This is a genomic window from Streptomyces lasalocidi, from assembly GCF_005280215.1.
In the GTDB taxonomy this organism is placed as follows: domain Bacteria; phylum Actinomycetota; class Actinomycetes; order Streptomycetales; family Streptomycetaceae; genus Streptomyces; species Streptomyces longwoodensis.
This window is the reverse complement of sequence record NZ_SZNQ01000001.1, coordinates 3,550,380-3,566,131: the sequence shown is the minus strand read 5'-3', so window position 1 is coordinate 3,566,131 and position 15,752 is coordinate 3,550,380. Positions and strand designations below refer to the sequence as shown.

14 protein-coding genes and 1 riboswitch are annotated in these 15,752 nt (G+C 72.2%); of the genes, 9 read left to right on the top strand and 5 right to left on the bottom strand.

What is annotated here, in order from left to right; genetic code table 11:
• The first annotated feature begins 17 nt into the window (after positions 1 to 17).
• Positions 18 to 1,682, top strand: a complete 1,665-nt coding sequence (gene cdgB, locus E4U91_RS15855; RefSeq protein ID WP_137307475.1) for a diguanylate cyclase CdgB — start codon at positions 18 to 20, stop codon at positions 1,680 to 1,682.
• A gap of 178 nt (positions 1,683 to 1,860) precedes the next feature.
• On the top strand, positions 1,861 to 2,820 hold the full coding sequence (locus E4U91_RS15850) for a carbohydrate-binding protein (protein ID WP_137307474.1): 960 nt from the start codon (positions 1,861 to 1,863) through the stop codon (positions 2,818 to 2,820).
• 7 nt (positions 2,821 to 2,827) lie between these two features.
• Here the strand turns inward: E4U91_RS15850 and E4U91_RS15845 are convergent, their stop codons facing one another.
• The 3 genes from E4U91_RS15845 to E4U91_RS15835 all read right to left on the bottom strand — a co-directional run bounded on the left by E4U91_RS15845 (position 2,828) and on the right by E4U91_RS15835 (position 6,017).
• Positions 2,828 to 3,757, bottom strand: coding sequence for a 1-phosphofructokinase family hexose kinase (locus E4U91_RS15845; protein ID WP_137307473.1), 930 nt, complete (start codon positions 3,755 to 3,757; stop codon positions 2,828 to 2,830).
• 119 nt (positions 3,758 to 3,876) lie between these two features.
• Positions 3,877 to 5,007, bottom strand: coding sequence for an N-acetylglucosamine-6-phosphate deacetylase (gene nagA, locus E4U91_RS15840; RefSeq protein WP_241678855.1), 1,131 nt, complete (start codon positions 5,005 to 5,007; stop codon positions 3,877 to 3,879).
• Positions 5,008 to 5,075: 68 nt separating this feature from the next.
• Positions 5,076 to 6,017 carry an ROK family protein gene (locus E4U91_RS15835; RefSeq protein ID WP_137307471.1) on the bottom strand — a complete coding sequence of 314 codons (942 nt, stop codon included), beginning with the start codon at positions 6,015 to 6,017 and terminating at the stop codon, positions 5,076 to 5,078.
• A 127-nt stretch (positions 6,018 to 6,144) separates the two neighbouring features.
• Between E4U91_RS15835 and E4U91_RS15830 the strand changes: the two genes are divergently transcribed.
• From E4U91_RS15830 to otsB, 3 genes are all read left to right on the top strand, one after another.
• A complete protein-coding gene (locus tag E4U91_RS15830) occupies positions 6,145 to 7,422 on the top strand; it encodes an extracellular solute-binding protein (RefSeq protein WP_241678592.1) in 1,278 nt (425 codons plus the stop codon).
• Between the two features lie 15 nt (positions 7,423 to 7,437).
• Positions 7,438 to 7,656 (top strand): DUF3263 domain-containing protein, encoded by a 219-nt coding sequence (locus E4U91_RS15825; protein WP_067234418.1) that lies wholly within the window; start codon positions 7,438 to 7,440, stop codon positions 7,654 to 7,656.
• Between the two features lie 153 nt (positions 7,657 to 7,809).
• Positions 7,810 to 8,667 carry a trehalose-phosphatase gene (otsB, locus tag E4U91_RS15820; RefSeq protein ID WP_137307470.1) on the top strand — a complete coding sequence of 286 codons (858 nt, stop codon included), beginning with the start codon at positions 7,810 to 7,812 and terminating at the stop codon, positions 8,665 to 8,667.
• Here otsB and E4U91_RS15815 read toward each other — a convergent pair.
• Both E4U91_RS15815 and E4U91_RS15810 read right to left on the bottom strand, forming a co-directional pair.
• Complete coding sequence (locus tag E4U91_RS15815) at positions 8,655 to 10,061, bottom strand: alpha,alpha-trehalose-phosphate synthase (UDP-forming) (RefSeq protein WP_174867804.1); 1,407 nt, start codon at positions 10,059 to 10,061, stop codon at positions 8,655 to 8,657. The genes otsB and E4U91_RS15815 overlap by 13 nt on opposite strands.
• An 88-nt stretch (positions 10,062 to 10,149) precedes the next feature.
• Positions 10,150 to 11,094 carry a glucosyl-3-phosphoglycerate synthase gene (locus E4U91_RS15810; protein WP_137307469.1) on the bottom strand — a complete coding sequence of 315 codons (945 nt, stop codon included), beginning with the start codon at positions 11,092 to 11,094 and terminating at the stop codon, positions 10,150 to 10,152.
• 130 nt (positions 11,095 to 11,224) lie between these two features.
• Positions 11,225 to 11,370: riboswitch (SAM riboswitch) on the top strand.
• Between the two features lie 18 nt (positions 11,371 to 11,388).
• On the opposite strand from E4U91_RS15810, the gene thrC reads away from it, so the two are divergent.
• From thrC to groL, 4 genes are all read left to right on the top strand, one after another.
• A complete protein-coding gene (gene thrC, locus E4U91_RS15805) occupies positions 11,389 to 12,675 on the top strand; it encodes a threonine synthase (RefSeq protein ID WP_137307468.1) in 1,287 nt (428 codons plus the stop codon).
• Positions 12,672 to 12,950, top strand: coding sequence for a MoaD/ThiS family protein (locus tag E4U91_RS15800; RefSeq protein ID WP_137307467.1), 279 nt, complete (start codon positions 12,672 to 12,674; stop codon positions 12,948 to 12,950). The genes thrC and E4U91_RS15800 overlap by 4 nt, the downstream gene beginning before the upstream one ends.
• Before the next feature lie 426 nt (positions 12,951 to 13,376).
• Positions 13,377 to 13,580, top strand: coding sequence for a cold-shock protein (locus E4U91_RS15795; protein WP_004986573.1), 204 nt, complete (start codon positions 13,377 to 13,379; stop codon positions 13,578 to 13,580).
• A 398-nt stretch (positions 13,581 to 13,978) separates the two neighbouring features.
• On the top strand, positions 13,979 to 15,601 hold the full coding sequence (gene groL / locus E4U91_RS15790) for a chaperonin GroEL (protein WP_137307466.1): 1,623 nt from the start codon (positions 13,979 to 13,981) through the stop codon (positions 15,599 to 15,601).
• Positions 15,602 to 15,752: the final 151 nt, after the last annotated feature.

Sequence of the window (15,752 nt, the reverse complement as noted above, 5' to 3'; positions counted from 1 at the left end):
TCGGGGGGAGGGCGAGCATGGAGACCGAGTCGGAGCCGTACGTCCGTCTTGCCTCCCTGCGACAGCTGCACCAGGTCATGGCCGACATGAACACGGCCCGCAGCCTGGCGGACACACTGCAGACGGTCGCGGACGGCGTCGTCACCGCGCTCGGCTACGAGCTGGCGTGCGTCAACCTCGTGCGCGCCGACGGGGACCTGGTGGTGGCCGCCTTCGCCGGCAACCCGGCGGCCGAGGCGCTGATCACCGGCCGGGTCGGGTCCCGCGAGTCCTGGGAGCGGCGGCTGACCATGGGCGAGCACTGGGGCGACCTGGTGTTCATCCCGCACACCGAGGGCTGGATCCTCGACGACGACGACGTCCCGCAGTGGTACACCGACGGGCCCGCGCCGCGCTTCGAGGACGAGTGGCACCCCTCCGACCGGCTGTTCGCGCCGATGTACACGCCCTCCGTGCCCGGCGGCTCCGGCGGCGAGCTGATCGGCGTGCTGTCCGTGGACCGCCCGCGCAACGGCCGCCGGCCCGGCGCCTGGGGCCGCGAGGCGCTCCAGATGTACGCCTTCCAGGCCGCCATCGCGATCAGCAACGCCCGGCTGCGGGCCAACATGCAGCGCGCCCTGGTCCGCCTGGAGCGCGAGCAGCAGGCCCTGCGCGCCAGCGAGGAATCCTTCCGCCAGGCCTTCGAGTACGCCCCCTCCGGCATGGCCATCGCCGAGATGGGCGGCGACCAGCACGGCCGGATCCTGCGCACCAACGACGCCCTGTGCCGCCTGCTCGGCCGCCCCGCCTCCGCGATGCGCCGCTACTCCTTCTCCGACCTCGTCCACCCCGAGGACATAGGCACGCTGCTGCGCACCTCCGCCGAGGGCGGCCGCGCGGAGCTGCGCCTCGGCCGGCGCGACGGCACCTACGTCTGGGTCAGCCTGCGCAACAGCGTCGTCGCCGACGCCGCCGACGGGCCCCGCTTCCTGCTCACCCACGTCGAGGACATAGAGGAGCGCAAGCGCCGCGAGCTCCAGCTCGCCCACCGCGCCTCGCACGACTCCCTGACCGGCCTGCCGAACTCCGCCGAACTGCGCTCGCGCCTCTCCTCGCGGCTGTGCCGGCGGCCCGCCCATGCGGCGCTGGACGAGGCCTTCGCATCCCACGACGCCGCCTTCGGCCACGCCGTGCCCGACCTGAGCGACCACGGCTTCGACTACCGCCCCGAACCGGTGGAGTCCTACGACGGCTACGACCACCACGTGCACACCGTCGCCCCCGAGGAGGGGCACGACGACGGCACCAAGGGGCTCGCGGTCCTCTTCTGCGACCTCGACGGCTTCAAGTCGATCAACGACCGGTTCGGGCACAACGCGGGCGACGCCGTCCTCATCGAGGTCGCCCGCCGGCTGTCCCGGGGCGTGCGCGACGGCGACACCGTCGCCCGGCTCGGCGGCGACGAGTTCGTGATCCTCGCCGACGGGCTCGGCCGGGCCGACGCCCAGGACCTCGCCGTACGGCTGCGCAACGAGATCATCCAGCCGATCCGCGCCGAGGGACGGGCCGTGCGGGTGGGCGCCAGCTTCGGCATCGGCTGGGCGCACTGCGGCATGACGGCCGACGAGGTGCTGAAGTCCGCCGACGAGCGGATGTACGTCGAGAAACGATCTCGTCCCAAACAGCACCGGCGTGCCGGATGAGGTGCAGGTCAGCGCGGTGATGCGGCCGATGGTGCGGTCCGGGTCACCCGTTCGGGCCCTGCGGAGCGGGTAGGCTCGCACTTCGCCACACCTGTTCAGACGCGCCCCGCGAGACGCCCACGGCGTCCCGGGACGCCCCCCGCATCCGCCCCCCGCACCTGTTGAGGAGTACGAAGGGATGACGCCCGGCAACAACGGCGCGAGCACACCCGAGGACGACGACCCGTTCGGCTACCTCTACGCCGACGGACAGGCCAACGGAGCGCAGCCGCCCTCCAGCAGTGGCTACGGCTACCCGAACGCGGTCGGCCGGGTGCGCACGGTCGGCGAGCGCCAGTACGGCCAGCAGCAGGCCCAGCCGTACGGGCAGCAGTCCTACGGGCAGCAAGGCGCGCCCCAGCAGCAGGCGCCGTACGGCACGCAGAACCCCCATTACGCGGCGCCGGAGACCCTCCCCGGCGGTGCCTCCACGACCCGCCAGCAGGCGGTGTCCGGTGGCGGCGGCCGGGGCCGCGGGCCCAACACCAAGGGCCTGCTGATCGGCGCGGTCGCCGTCGTCGCCGCGGTCGTCATCGGCATCGCGGTGGCCATGGCCAACGGCAACACCGACGACGACAAGGGCGGCGGCAACGAGGCGGCCTCCTCGCCCACCGCGTCCGCGAGCGCCTCGCCCAGCGAGTCGAGCACCAGCGAGGCGAGCGAGACCGAGCTGCCCACGATCGAGGCCAAGGCGCTGCGGCTGGACGGCGGCGCCACCACGTCCTCGGACGTCGAGGGCGCCAAGGCGGCCGGCGGCGTCTACGTCGGCAACCTGAACAACGTCGGCGCCTCCGTCACCTGGACGGTCAACGGCATCCCCGAGGACGGCGCCTACACGCTGTTCGCGCACTACAGCACGCCCGGTGAGGACCAGTCCATGACCCTCACCATCAACGGCAAGGTCTTCGGCACGAAGATGCCGCTGAAGAACTACGCCAAGGCCGCCCAGGGCGACTTCGCCAAGGGCTGGACCACGACGTACGCCTATCCGGCGCTGACCAAGGGCACCAACACCATCTCGCTGTCCTGCCAGGACGGCGACAAGTGCAACGTCCTGCTCGACCAGCTGTGGCTGAAGAAGGGCCAGGTCACCGACTAGCCGCGGGTCAGGCGGCGGTGACCTCCCCGGTCACCGTCACCCGGCCCAGCAGGTCCCGGTAGGCCGTGGGGTCGAACTCGCCGGCCGCCGGGGCCAGGACCGTCGCCGCGGACAGGGCGACCGCGCGGGACAGGCGGTCCGGCCAGGGCTGGCGGTCCACCAGTCCCGCCAGCAGGGCCGCCGCGACCGAGTCGCCCGCGCCCGTGGGATTGCCCCGCACCCGGGCCGGCGGCACGGCCCGCCAGCGCCCCTCCGGCGTCACCGCGACCAGGCCGTCCGGGCCGAGCGTCGCCACCACCGCGCGCGCTCCGCGCCGCCGGGCGTCCTGCGTGGCCCGTGACGGCTCGTGGGAGCCGGTCAGTTCGGCCAGTTCGTCGGCGTTGGGCGTGATGACGTCCGGGCGGGCGGCCACCCCGCGCCGCAGGGCCTCGCCGGCCGTGTCCAGCAGCACCGGCACCCCCGCGGCCCGCGCCGTGCGCACCAGCCCCGCGTACGCCCCGACCGGCACCCCCGGCGGCAGGCTGCCGCACAGGGCCACCGCGTCGGCGCGGCCGACGAGGCCCTCGTACGCCTCCTGGAAGGTCGACCACCGCGCCGGGTCGACGACCGGGCCCGGTTCGTTGAACTGGGTGGTGTCGCCGGTGAGTTCGTCGACCACCGCGACGGTGCGCCGGGTGGGCCCGGTGACCGGGACCAGGGCGTCGGTGATCCGGGGCGTCGCGGCGAGCCGTTCGCGCACCGCGTCCCCGGTGGTCCCGCCCGCGAAGCCGGTGACCGTCACCTCGTGCCCGAGGGCGGCGAGGACCCGGGCCACGTTCAGCCCCTTGCCGCCGGGCCGTTCGGTGACCTCCGAGACCCGGTGGGAGGCGTGCGGCCGCAGGGACCGTACGCGGTAGGTGATGTCGAGAGCGGTGTTCAGCGTGACCGTGAGGATCACCTGGCTGACCTCCCCCGATGAGTGTGTACGACGTTGCCGTCCGGTGGCCCGATCATGCCAAAAAGACGGCGACCGGCCCAGGGTGCGGGTCGGCCACCGTCTTCCTCCGGGCGGACGTATCAGACCAGTCGGGGATCGACCACCCACGCGCCGTGCCGCATCACGCCCTTGAGCTCGAAGTCCGCGTCCAGCACCACCAGGTCGGCGTCCTTGCCCGGCTCCAGGGAGCCGATGCGGTCGTCCAGGCCGAGCAGCCGCGCCGGGTTGGCGGACAGGGCGCGCACCGCGTCCGTCACCGGCACCCGGTCGATCGTCACCGCCCGCTTGAACGCCCGGTCCAGGGTGAGCGTCGAGCCGGCGATGGAGCCGCCCTCCACCAGCCGGGCCACGCCGTCCGCGACCTCCACCTCCAGCGGGCCGAGCATGTAGCGGCCGTCGCCGAAGCCGGCCGCGTCCATCGCGTCCGTGATGAACGCGACCCGGTCGGCGCCCGCGTGGTGGAAGGCCAGTTGCAGCGCCGCCGGGTGCAGGTGCGTGCCGTCGTTGATCAGCTCGACGGTGACCCGCCCGTCCTCCAGCAGCGCCGTGATCGGTCCCGGGGCGCGGTGGCCGACCGGCGGCATCGCGTTGAACAGGTGGGTGGCGACCGTCGCGCCGGCGTCGATCGCCTCGACGGTCTGCTCGTAGGTGGCGTCCGTGTGCCCGATCGCCGCGATCACCCCGTGCTCGGCGAGCAGTCGTACGGAGTCGATGCCGCCGGGAAGCTCGGTGGCGAGGGTGACCATCTTCGCGTGCCCGCGCGCCGCGTCGACCAGCTTGCGCACCTCGGCCGGATCGGGGTCGCGCAGCAGCTCCTCGGAGTGCGCGCCCTTGCGGCAGGGCGAGATGAACGGCCCCTCGAAGTGGACGCCGGCGATGTCGCCCTGCTCGGCCAGCTCGCTCAGCAGCCCGGCGCGCTGCGTCAGGAAGTCCATGTCGCCGGTGACGGTGGAGGCCACCAGCGTGGTGGTGCCGTGCAGGCGGTGGGTGTGGATGCCCTTGAGGACGTCCTCGACGGTGCCGGAGGTGAAGGACGCCCCGCCGCCGCCGTGGTTGTGCAGGTCGACGAAGCCGGGGACCACCCAGTGGCCGCTCAGGTCGACGACCTGGGCGTGCTCGGGTGCGGCTGCGGCGATGCGGGTGTCCTCGATTACGACCCGGCCGTCCGGCACGGTGCCGGTGGGCAGGACGACCGTGGCGCCGGAGAGCACCAGTGGGGTGCCGCTCGTCACGGGGTGCGGGCTCGTCGGGGTGTGTCGCGCCCCTGGGTGGGTTGCCATTACGGCGTGTCCTCCTTGCCGTCGGTGGTGTCGAGGAGATCCCAGGCCAGGAGGCCCGCGCCCAGGCAGCCCGCCGTGTCGCCCAGGGCCGCGGGGACGATCTCCGGCAGTTTCTGGAAGGTGACCCGTCGGCGGACGGCGTCCCGCAGTGGTGTGAACAAGGTTTCCCCCGCCTCGGCGAGGCCGCCACCGATGACGAGGGTGCGCGGGTCCAGCAGGGTGAGGCCGGTGACCAGGCCGTCGGCCAGGGCGTCCACCGCCTCCTGCCAGATCCGGACGGCGTTCGGGTCGCCGGACGTGACGGCCTTCGCGCAGTCGGCCGCGTCCGCGTCCGGGGTGCCGCTCGCCCGCACCCACGCCTCGCTGACGGCCGCCGCCGACGCGAACCGCTCCAGACAGCCGTGCTGGCCGCACGGACACGGCGGACCGCCGGGCCGTACGACGATGTGGCCGATCTCGCCGGCGAAGCCGTGCGCGCCCGCCTCGACCCGGCCGTCGATGCCGATGGCGCCCGCGATGCCGGTGCCCAGCGCGACGAACAGGAAGCGGTCGGCGCCCCGGCCCGCGCCGAGCCGCCCCTCCGCCAGACCGCCGGTGCGCACGTCGTGCCCCAGGGCCACCAGGGCGCCCAGCCGCTCGGCGAGCAGCGCGCGCAGCGGGACGTCCCGCCAGCCGAGGTTGGCCGAGTAGGCGGCCACGCCGTGGGTCTCGTCGACGATGCCCGGGACGGCGACGCCGGCCGCGGCCGCGGCCTCGCCGAACCGCTCGGTCCCGTGGGCGCGCAGCTCGGCGGCGAAGTCGAGGATGCCTGCGACGACCGCGTCGGGGCCGCGCTCGCGGCCGGTGGCCCGGCGGGCCCGGTGCAGCAGCGTGCCGTCCGCTCCGACCAGGGCGGCCTTCATCACGGTGCCGCCCACGTCGAGGGCGATGACATGTCTCACGGGGGACAGTGTGGCCCCAGGACCCGCAAGAGGTCTAGTCCACTTGCGTGGTGTAGACCTTATTCCGATAAACGGACCAGGGGTAACGGCCATGGTTCACCCGCACTACCGGTCAAGGGGATGACACGTGCAGCGGCGCGCTTGGCGTACGGGGACGATCGCGGCGGTGGCCGCGCTGGGGATGACGGGGGTCCTCTCCGGCTGCGGGCTCGGCGGCGGCTCGGGCGAGGTGACGCTGAAGCTGGTCGCGGCCGACTACGGCGACAGCCCGGCCAACAGCTCCAAGAAGTACTGGGCCGACCTCGTCGACGCGTACGAGGCCCGGCACCCGGACGTCCACGTCGAGGTGAGCGTCTACTCCTGGACCGAGGTCGACCGCAGGGTCCGCCGCCTGGTCGACGCCGGCAAGGCGCCCGACATGGCCCAGATCGGCGCCTACGCCGACTACGCGGCCGAGGACCGGCTCTACCGGGCCGGCGACGTGCTCTCCATCCCCGTCCAGGCCGACTTCGTGCCCCAGCTCTCCCAGGCCGGCGAGGTCGACGGCGTGCAGTACGGCATGCCGTTCGCCGCCTCCACGCGGCTGCTGTTCTACAACAAGACCCTGTTCAAGAAGGCCGGCCTCAAGCCGCCCACCACGTGGGCCGAACTGGCCGCCGACGCCGCCGCGCTCAAGGACGAGGGGGTGACGTACCCGTACGCGCTGCCGCTCGGGCCGGAGGAGGCCCAGGCCGAGACCCTCCAGTGGCTGCTCAGCGGCGGGGGCGGCTACACCTCCACCGTCGGCGGGTACGGCCTGGACGCCGCCGAGAACATCGAGACGTTCACATGGCTGAAGGACGAACTGGTCGGCAAGGGGCTCACCGGGCCGGTCGCGCCCGGCAAGCTGAACCGGGCGGCCGCGTTCGCCGCCTTCGCCGACGGCCGGGTCGGCATGCTCAACGGGCACCCCTCCCTGATGAAGACGGCGGAGGAGAAGGGCGTGGAGTTCGGCATGGTGCCGATGCCAGGCAAGGACGGCGCCGCCCGCAACGCGCTGGGCGTGGCCGACTGGATGGCCGCGTTCAAGCAGAACGGCCACGGCGAGCAGATCGGTGACTTCCTCGACTTCGTCTACGGCGAGAAGAACGTGCTCGCCTTCTCCCGCGAGTACGACCTGCTGCCCGTGACCACGTCGGCGAGCGGGACGATGGCCACGGCGGCCGGCGACCAGGACCTCAAGCCGTTCCTGGACGAACTCCCGCTGGCCGAGCTGTACCCGGTCGGCCGCACGTCCTGGGCGACGGTCAGCGCGGCCCTGAAGAAGCAGATCGGCACGGCGGTGTTGCCCGACGCGAGCCCCGCGCTGGTCCTCGGCGAGCTCCAGACCAGGGCGATGACCGCGGACACCAGTACCTCGGGCTGAGCTACCGTGCGGGGTATGGAGCAGCGGGAGCGGGACATCCTCGCGATGGAGCGCCGCGGGTTCTCGTCACCGGGGGCCAAGGAGCGGGCGGTACGGGAGGAGTTGGGGCTGGCGCCGGTGCGCTACTACCAGCTCCTCAACGCCCTGCTGGACGATCCGCGGGCGCTGGAGCACGATCCGGTGACGGTGAACCGGCTGCGGCGTGTGCGGGACGCGCGGCGGGGTGAGCGGTAGTCGTGCGGGGCGTGTCTCTGCGGACGTGCGTCGTGGGGGGTTCGGTGCGGTGCCGGGTGCGAGTGGTGGGTGGCTGGTCGCGCAGTTCCCCGCGCCCCTGAGGGGGCGGGGCAGCCCCCGGTTTTTCAGGTGGCCCCCGTTAGGGTCGGTGTCATGGGAAGCCCTGAGACGTATTCCGCCGAGAGTCTGCCCACGCCCCGTACCGCGGCCGGGAGGGACGCGCTGGAGGCGCTGGTCGCCCGGCCCGGGCGGGCCGTCGTCGGCCTCGACTTCGACGGCACCCTCGCACCCATCGTCGAGGACCCCGAGAAGGCCCGCGCCCACCCCGACGCCCTGCCGGCCCTCGCCGCCCTCGCCCCGCGCCTGGCCGGGGTCGCCATCGTCACCGGCCGGCCCGCCGAGGTCGCCGTGCGCAACGGCGCCTTCGCCGGGGCACCCGGACTGGAGCACCTGACCGTGCTCGGGCACTACGGCGCCGAGCGCTGGGACGCCCGTACCGGCGAGGTCACCGCCCCCGCCCCGCACCCCGGTCTCGCCGGCGTCCGCGCCGAGCTGCCTGCCGTGCTGGAGCGGGCCGGGGACTGGGACGGCGTGTGGGTGGAGGAGAAGGGGCGGGCCGTGGCCGTGCACACCCGCCGGGCCACCGACCCCGACGGCGCCTTCCGCGCGCTGCTCGGCCCGCTGCGGGACCTCGCCGGGCGGCACGGACTGGTCCTCGAACCCGGGCGCCTGGTCCTGGAGGTGCGCCCGGCGGGCGTGGACAAGGGCGTCGCGCTGACCGAGTACGTCCGGGCGACCGGCGCCGGGACCGTGCTGTACGCCGGGGACGACCTGGGTGACCTGCCCGCGTTCGCCGCCGTGGAGCGGCTGCGCGCCGAGGGCGTCGCCGGACTGCTGGTGTGCAGCGGCAGCGCCGAGGTCACCGAACTCGCCGACCGGGCCGACCTGGTGGTGGACGGCCCGGAGGGCGTCGTACGGCTGCTGCGGGCGCTCGCGTCTCAGCTGGACTGAGCCGTCAGGGCGTTCAGCTGGTCCAGGAACCACTGTGCCGGCGGCAGCGCGGTCGCCGCTGCCGCCAGGCGCTTGGTCCGCTCGGCCCGCTCCTCCGCGGGCATGGTCAGCGCCTCGTGCAGGGCCCGGGCGGTGTCGACCACGTCGTACGGGTTGACCGCGAGGGCGTCCTCGCCGAGCTCCTCGAACGCTCCGGCCTCCTGGGACAGCACCAGCACGCAGCCCTCCTCGGACAGGACGGGCATCTCCTTGGCGACCAGGTTCATGCCGTCCCGGATGGGGTTCACCAGGGCCACGTCGGCGAGGCGGTAGGCGGCCAGGGAGCGGGCGAAGTCGTCCTTGACGTGCAGCACGACCGGGGTCCACCCGGGGGTGCCGAACCGCTCGTTGATCCGCTCCGCGGTGCGCTGCACCTCGGCCGTGTAGTCCCGGTACACCGCGAGGTCCTGCCGCGAGGGGTAGGCGAACGCCACGTGCACCACGCGCTCGCGCCACTCGGGGTGGTCCACCAGCAGCTGCTCGTAGGCCAGCAGGCCGCGCACGATGTTCTTCGACAGCTCCGTGCGGTCCACACGCACGATCGCCCGGCGGCCCGCGCCGATCTCCTCGCGCAGCCCCGCCATCCGCTCGTCCACGTCGGACCGGTGGGCCCGCTCGCGCAGGAACTCGCCGTCCGCGCCGAGCCCGTGCACGCCGATCCGGGTGTCGCCCGTGCCGCCCGCGAACTGCTCGCAGCAGGCGGTGAACGCGTCCGCCCAGCGCCGGGTCAGGAAGCCCAGCCGGTCGGCGCCGAGCATGCCGCGCAGCACCTGCCCGGCGATGTCCCGCGGCAGCATCCGGAAGTACTCCGGCGGTGCCCACGGGGTGTGCGAGAAGTGGCTGATCCGCAGGTCGGGCCGCAGCTCGCGGAGCATCCCGGGGACCAGGGTCAGGTGGTAGTCCTGCACCAGCACGGCCGCGCCCGGCGCCGCCTCCTCGGCGAGCGCCTCGGCGAACGCGCGGTTGTACGTCTCGTACGACGCCCACTGGCGCCGGAACTCCGCGTCGAAGACCGGCTCCAGCGGGGTCTGGTAGAGCATGTGGTGGACGAACCAGAGCACCGAGTTGGCGATGCCGTTGTACGCGTCCGCGTGCACGTCGGCCGGGACGTCCAGCATCCGGGTGCCGGGCTCGCCCTCGCCGCGCCGCACGGCCTCCCGGTCGCCGTCGGACAGCGCCGAGCACACCCACAGCGCGTCCGCGTCCGGGCCGATCGCCGACAGCCCCGACACGAGCCCGCCCCCGCCCCGTCTGGCGGTCAGCGAACCGTCCTCGCCCACCGTGTACGACACCGGTCCGCGATTGGACGCGACCAGCACCCGAGCCTTCTGATCAGCACCGCGCGTGAGAGCCATACGCCTCAACCTAGCCCGACCCGTAAACGCTCAAACGTACGGTTCCACTGGGCGAGCGACCGTATACGGGCCGTCGGGTCCGGGGCCCTCACGCCACCTTGCGGGTCGTGTACTCGGCTATGTCCGTCATCGGGGGGCGCTCCTCCGTGTCCACCGAGTACGTGCGGGGCTCGAAGCCGGAGTCGGTGCGTTCGAACTGGGTGAGGGCCGGGCGGATCAGGTGGCCGCGGGCCAGGCGGAGCTGGGCCGTGCGGTAGATCGCCGCGGCCATCCGGCCGAGGGCCTGGCCGTCCTGGTGGCGGTGCTTGCGCACCCCCAGGTCGACCTGGGCCAGGGCGTCCAGGCCCACCAGGTGCAGCGCGTCGACCAGCATGCCGAGCTCGACGCCGTAGCCGACCGGGAACGGCAGCTGTTCCAGCAGGGAGCGGCGGGCCGCGTACTCGCCGCCGAGCGGCTGCACGAAGCCGGCCAGCTGGGGCCAGTGCATGTTCAGCAGCGGGCGGGCCATCAGCTCCGTCACCCGGCCGCCCTGGCCGGCCGCACCGCCGAGGGGGCGGTCGTACATGCCCTTGACCAGGTCGACGCCCGGCTCGGTGAGCAGCGGGCCGACCAGCCCGGTGACGAAGTCGGAGGTGAACTCCCGGAGGTCGGCGTCGATGAAGCACACGATGTCCCCGCCGGTCACCAGCAGGGAGCGCCACAGCACCTCGCCCTTGCCGGGCACGGCGGGTATGCGCGGCAGGACGGCGTCGCGGTGGACGACCCGGGCACCCGCGGCGGCGGCCACCTCGGCGGTGCGGTCGGTGGACCCCGAGTCCACCACCACGATCTCGTCCACGAGCGGCGCCTGCTGCACGAGGTCGTGCCGGATGACGGCCACGATCTCGCCGACCGTCTCCTCCTCGTTCAGCGCGGGCAGGACGACGGACACGGTCAGGCCCGCGGCGCGCTTGGCGGCCAGCACCCGGTGGAGGGGGCGGTCGGCCACGGACCAGGACCGGGTGGCCAGCCAGCGCTCGACTTCTTCCAGCACGGTCAGTGGCTCCTCACGGTTGTCTCGCGGTTCGGACGACTATCTCAACTGTCCTGGTCGTCGGTTACAGTCTTGGACAACGCTGGTGACCATCGCATGTCGGGGTCGGCCCGCGTCCACAACCACATACAGCTCATCCAGAGGGGCAGAGGGACACGGCCCGATGAAGCCCCGGCAACCCTCCAGTCGGTTCTCCTGACCTGTGCAGCGAGGCTCCCGGCTAGGGAAGGTGCCAAATCCGTCTCACGGCGAGATGCGTCGTGAGGAAGATGAGGAGAAAGGGCCTCGCCTCACATGGCTGCGCAGACTGTTGAAAGCACCACCGACTCCACCGTCGACCTCGGCCCCGCGGCTGCCCTGAGCTGCCGCGAGTGCGGCCACCGCGTCCCGCTCGGACCGGTCTTCGCGTGCGAGGAGTGTTTCGGCCCGCTCGAGATCGCCTACGACTTCTCCGCCTACGACACCGAGGAACTGCGCAAGCGGATCGAGGCGGGCCCGGCGAACATCTGGCGCTACGCGCCGCTGCTGCCCGTCCCCGCGGACGTGGCCGACAAGCCGAACATCAACCCCGGCTGGACCAAGCTCGTCCAGGCCGACAACCTGGCCCGTGAGCTGGGCGTCGAGCCCGGCAAGCTGTTCGTCAAGGACGACTCCGGCAACCCGACGCACTCCTTCAAGGACCGCGTCGTCGCGCAGGCCCTGGAGGCCGCGCGCGCCTTCGGCTTCACCACGCTGTCCTGCTCCTCGACGGGCAACCTGGCCGGCGCGGTGGGCGCCGCCGCCGCCCGGGCCGGCTTCCGCAGCTGCGTGTTCATCCCGCACGACCTGGAGCAGGGCAAGGTCGTCATGGCCGCGGTCTACGGCGGCGAGCTCGTCGGCATCGAGGGCAACTACGACGACGTGAACCGCTTCTGCTCCGAGCTGATCGGCGACCCGGCGGGCGAGGGCTGGGGCTTCGTCAACGTCAACCTGCGGCCGTACTACGCCGAGGGCTCCAAGACGCTGGCGTACGAGATCTGCGAGCAGCTCGGCTGGCGGCTGCCGGACCAGATCGTCGTGCCGATCGCCTCCGGCTCCCAGCTCACCAAGATCGACAAGGGTCTGCAGGAACTGATCAAGCTGGGTCTCGTCGAGGACCGGCCGTACAAGATCTTCGGCGCCCAGGCCGAGGGCTGCTCCCCGGTGTCGACCGCCTACAAGGCCGGTCACGACGTGGTCCGCCCGCAGAAGCCGAACACCATCGCCAAGTCGCTGGCCATCGGCAACCCGGCGGACGGGCCCTACGTCCTGGACATCGCCCGGCGCACCGGCGGTGCCGTGGAGGACGTCACGGACGAGGAAGTCGTCGACGCCATCAAGCTGCTGGCCCGCACCGAGGGCATCTTCGCCGAGACGGCGGGCGGGGTGACCGTGGGCGTGGCGCGCAAGCTGATCGGCGCCGGCGTGCTCGACCCGTCGCTGACCACGGTCGTCCTCAACACCGGCGACGGCCTGAAGACCCTCGACGCGGTGGCCGGCACCGGCCTGACCGCCACCATCCGCCCGACCCTGGACTCCTTCCGAGAGGCTGGCCTCGCATGAGCGTGACCGTCCGCATCCCCACCATCCTGCGCACCTACACCGGCGGCCGGGCCGAGGTCGCCGCCGAGGGCGCGACCCTCGCCGAGGTGATCGAGGACCTGGAGAAGCACCACACCGGCATCGCCGCCCGCGTCCTCGACGACCAGGGCAAGCTGCGCCGGTTCGTGAACGTCTACGTCAACGACGACGACGTCCGCTTCGAGCAGGGCCTGCAGACGGCGACCCCGGACGGCGCGGGCGTCTCCATCATCCCGGCCGTCGCCGGAGGTCAGTAACCCTCGGTAATAGCGATGACCGCGCGTACATCGAATTGCCCCCACCGTAAGAGAAGCGGAGGGGGCAATTCCATGTGATTGAGCGCGGTACAGTTGGGGAACCCGCCCCGGATCCATGAATCGGCGGGCCTTGATTCCTGCCGCGTGCCCGATGAGAAGTAGCCAAACTGTGCACTGCTCCCGCGGCTTATGTGCCTTTTGTGGAGCCCGACTTGCCCTGAATTCGGGCGAATTCTGGCCACATTCCGGATCGTCTGCGTCCAGAATTCTCGTCCGATTGACCTGTTGCAGACGGCAGTTGGACAGATACATTCAGCCGCGGTCGACGCGTTCCGGCGCACGCCCCCAACCAGTCTGGGGGGTGAGGTCTGACCCGGATCCGCGAAGTGCGGATCTGTGCAAGGGCCAGTAATAGGGGAGTTAGGCATGGCTCAGGGCACCGTCAAGTGGTTCAACGCGGAGAAGGGGTACGGCTTCATCGCGGTCGACGGTGGTGCGGACGTCTTCGTCCATTACAGCGCCATTCAGATGGACGGCTACCGCACCCTTGAAGAAGGCCAGCGGGTCGAGTTCGAGATCTCGCAGGGCCAGAAGGGCCCGCAGGCCGACATGGTTCGCGTCACCGCCTGAACGTTCACCGCCTGAACGTTCTTCCGCAGTCACTCACCGAGGGGTCCGCGCCCGCCCAGGGCGCGGACCCCTCGCCCGTGTGCGCGGGGTCTCGCGGGGCCGGCCCTGTTCGCCTCGGGCTGAGACGTGGCCCGGTCCCCGAGAGCCGCTTGCGCCCGCCCGCCGCCCGACCGCCGCCCCCCAACGAGCACTCGCTCCGCGAGCGCGCCTTGCACTCTCGTAGTGCGAGTGCTAATCATTGGCGTTAGCACTCTGAAGGTGAGAGTGACAGCGAAGGACCGGGTCGGTGAGGCCCGCGGGCCGGGTGGGGCAAGGAACCACCGGGTCGGCGAGCCGTCCGTCGCGGGCGCGGGCGCGGTCCGAAGGAATCACCCCCAGTCCTGGAGGGACCACTTCACATGGCCAAGATCATCGCGTTCGACGAGGAGGCGCGGCGCGGCCTCGAGCGCGGCATGAACCAGCTCGCGGACGCCGTCAAGGTCACCCTCGGCCCCAAGGGCCGCAACGTCGTCCTCGAGAAGAAGTGGGGCGCCCCCACGATCACCAACGACGGTGTCTCCATCGCCAAGGAGATCGAGCTCGAGGACCCGTACGAGAAGATCGGTGCCGAGCTCGTCAAGGAAGTGGCGAAGAAGACGGACGACGTGGCCGGTGACGGCACGACGACCGCCACCGTCCTGGCCCAGGCACTGGTCAAGGAAGGCCTGCGCAACGTCGCCGCCGGCGCCAACCCGATGGCCCTCAAGCGCGGTATCGAGAAGGCCGTCGAGGCCGTCTCCGCCGCCCTGCTGGAGCAGGCGAAGGACGTCGAGACCAAGGAGCAGATCGCCTCCACGGCCTCCATCTCCGCCGCCGACACCCAGATCGGCGAGCTCATCGCCGAGGCCATGGACAAGGTCGGCAAGGAAGGCGTCATCACCGTCGAGGAGTCGCAGACCTTCGGTCTGGAGCTCGAGCTCACCGAGGGCATGCGCTTCGACAAGGGCTACATCTCCGCCTACTTCGCGACCGACATGGAGCGTATGGAGGCCGTCCTCGACGACCCGTACATCCTGATCGCGAACTCCAAGATCTCCAGCGTCAAGGACCTGCTCCCGCTCCTGGAGAAGGTCATGCAGTCGGGCAAGCCGCTGCTGATCATCGCCGAGGACGTCGAGGGCGAGGCCCTGTCGACCCTGGTCGTCAACAAGATCCGCGGCACCTTCAAGTCCGTCGCGGTCAAGGCCCCGGGCTTCGGCGACCGCCGCAAGGCGATGCTGAACGACATCGCCATCCTCACCGGCGGCGAGGTCATCTCCGAGGAGGTCGGTCTCAAGCTCGAGAACACGACCGTGGACCTGCTGGGCAAGGCCCGCAAGGTCGTCATCACCAAGGACGAGACCACGATCGTCGACGGCGCCGGCTCCTCGGAGCAGGTCGCGGGCCGCGTGAACCAGATCCGCGCCGAGATCGAGAACAGCGACTCCGACTACGACCGCGAGAAGCTGCAGGAGCGCCTGGCGAAGCTCGCCGGCGGTGTCGCGGTCATCAAGGCCGGTGCCGCCACCGAGGTGGAGCTCAAGGAGCGCAAGCACCGCATCGAGGACGCCGTGCGCAACGCCAAGGCGGCCGTCGAGGAGGGCATCGTCGCCGGTGGTGGCGTGGCCCTGCTCCAGGCCTCCCAGGTGTTCGAGAAGCTGGAGCTCGAGGGCGACGAGGCGACGGGCGCCCAGGCCGTCAAGCTCGCGCTCGAGGCCCCGCTGAAGCAGATCGCCGTGAACGCCGGCCTCGAGGGCGGCGTCGTGGTGGAGAAGGTCCGCAACCTCACCCCGGGTCACGGCCTGAACGCCGCGACCGGTGAGTACGTCGACCTGGTCGCCGAGGGCATCATCGACCCGGCCAAGGTGACCCGCTCCGCGCTGCAGAACGCGGCCTCCATCGCCGCGCTGTTCCTCACCACCGAGGCCGTCATCGCCGACAAGCCGGAGAAGGCCGCTGCCCCGGCCGGCGGCGGCATGCCGGGCGGTGACATGGACTTCTGATCGACCCCGGTCGATCAACCGTCCTGCGGACCGAGGGCGGCACTCCCCGTACGACGGGGGGTGCCGCCCTCGGGCGTTCCCCGGTGCCGGCCGGGGTGGCCGGGGCGGGCCGGGTGGGCTGAATCACACCGCTCGGGGAGCGGCGGCGGAA

Coding starts and splice junctions, on each gene's coding strand:
- cdgB (WP_137307475.1), top strand. CDS start 18: ATGGAGACCGAGTCGGAGCCGTACGTCCGTCTTGCCTCCCTGCGACAG.
- E4U91_RS15850 (WP_137307474.1), top strand. CDS start 1,861: ATGACGCCCGGCAACAACGGCGCGAGCACACCCGAGGACGACGACCCG.
- E4U91_RS15825 (WP_067234418.1), top strand. CDS start 7,438: ATGGAGCAGCGGGAGCGGGACATCCTCGCGATGGAGCGCCGCGGGTTC.
- otsB (WP_137307470.1), top strand. CDS start 7,810: ATGGGAAGCCCTGAGACGTATTCCGCCGAGAGTCTGCCCACGCCCCGT.
- E4U91_RS15815 (WP_174867804.1), bottom strand. CDS start 10,061: ATGGCTCTCACGCGCGGTGCTGATCAGAAGGCTCGGGTGCTGGTCGCG.
- thrC (WP_137307468.1), top strand. CDS start 11,389: ATGGCTGCGCAGACTGTTGAAAGCACCACCGACTCCACCGTCGACCTC.
- E4U91_RS15800 (WP_137307467.1), top strand. CDS start 12,672: ATGAGCGTGACCGTCCGCATCCCCACCATCCTGCGCACCTACACCGGC.
- E4U91_RS15795 (WP_004986573.1), top strand. CDS start 13,377: ATGGCTCAGGGCACCGTCAAGTGGTTCAACGCGGAGAAGGGGTACGGC.
- groL (WP_137307466.1), top strand. CDS start 13,979: ATGGCCAAGATCATCGCGTTCGACGAGGAGGCGCGGCGCGGCCTCGAG.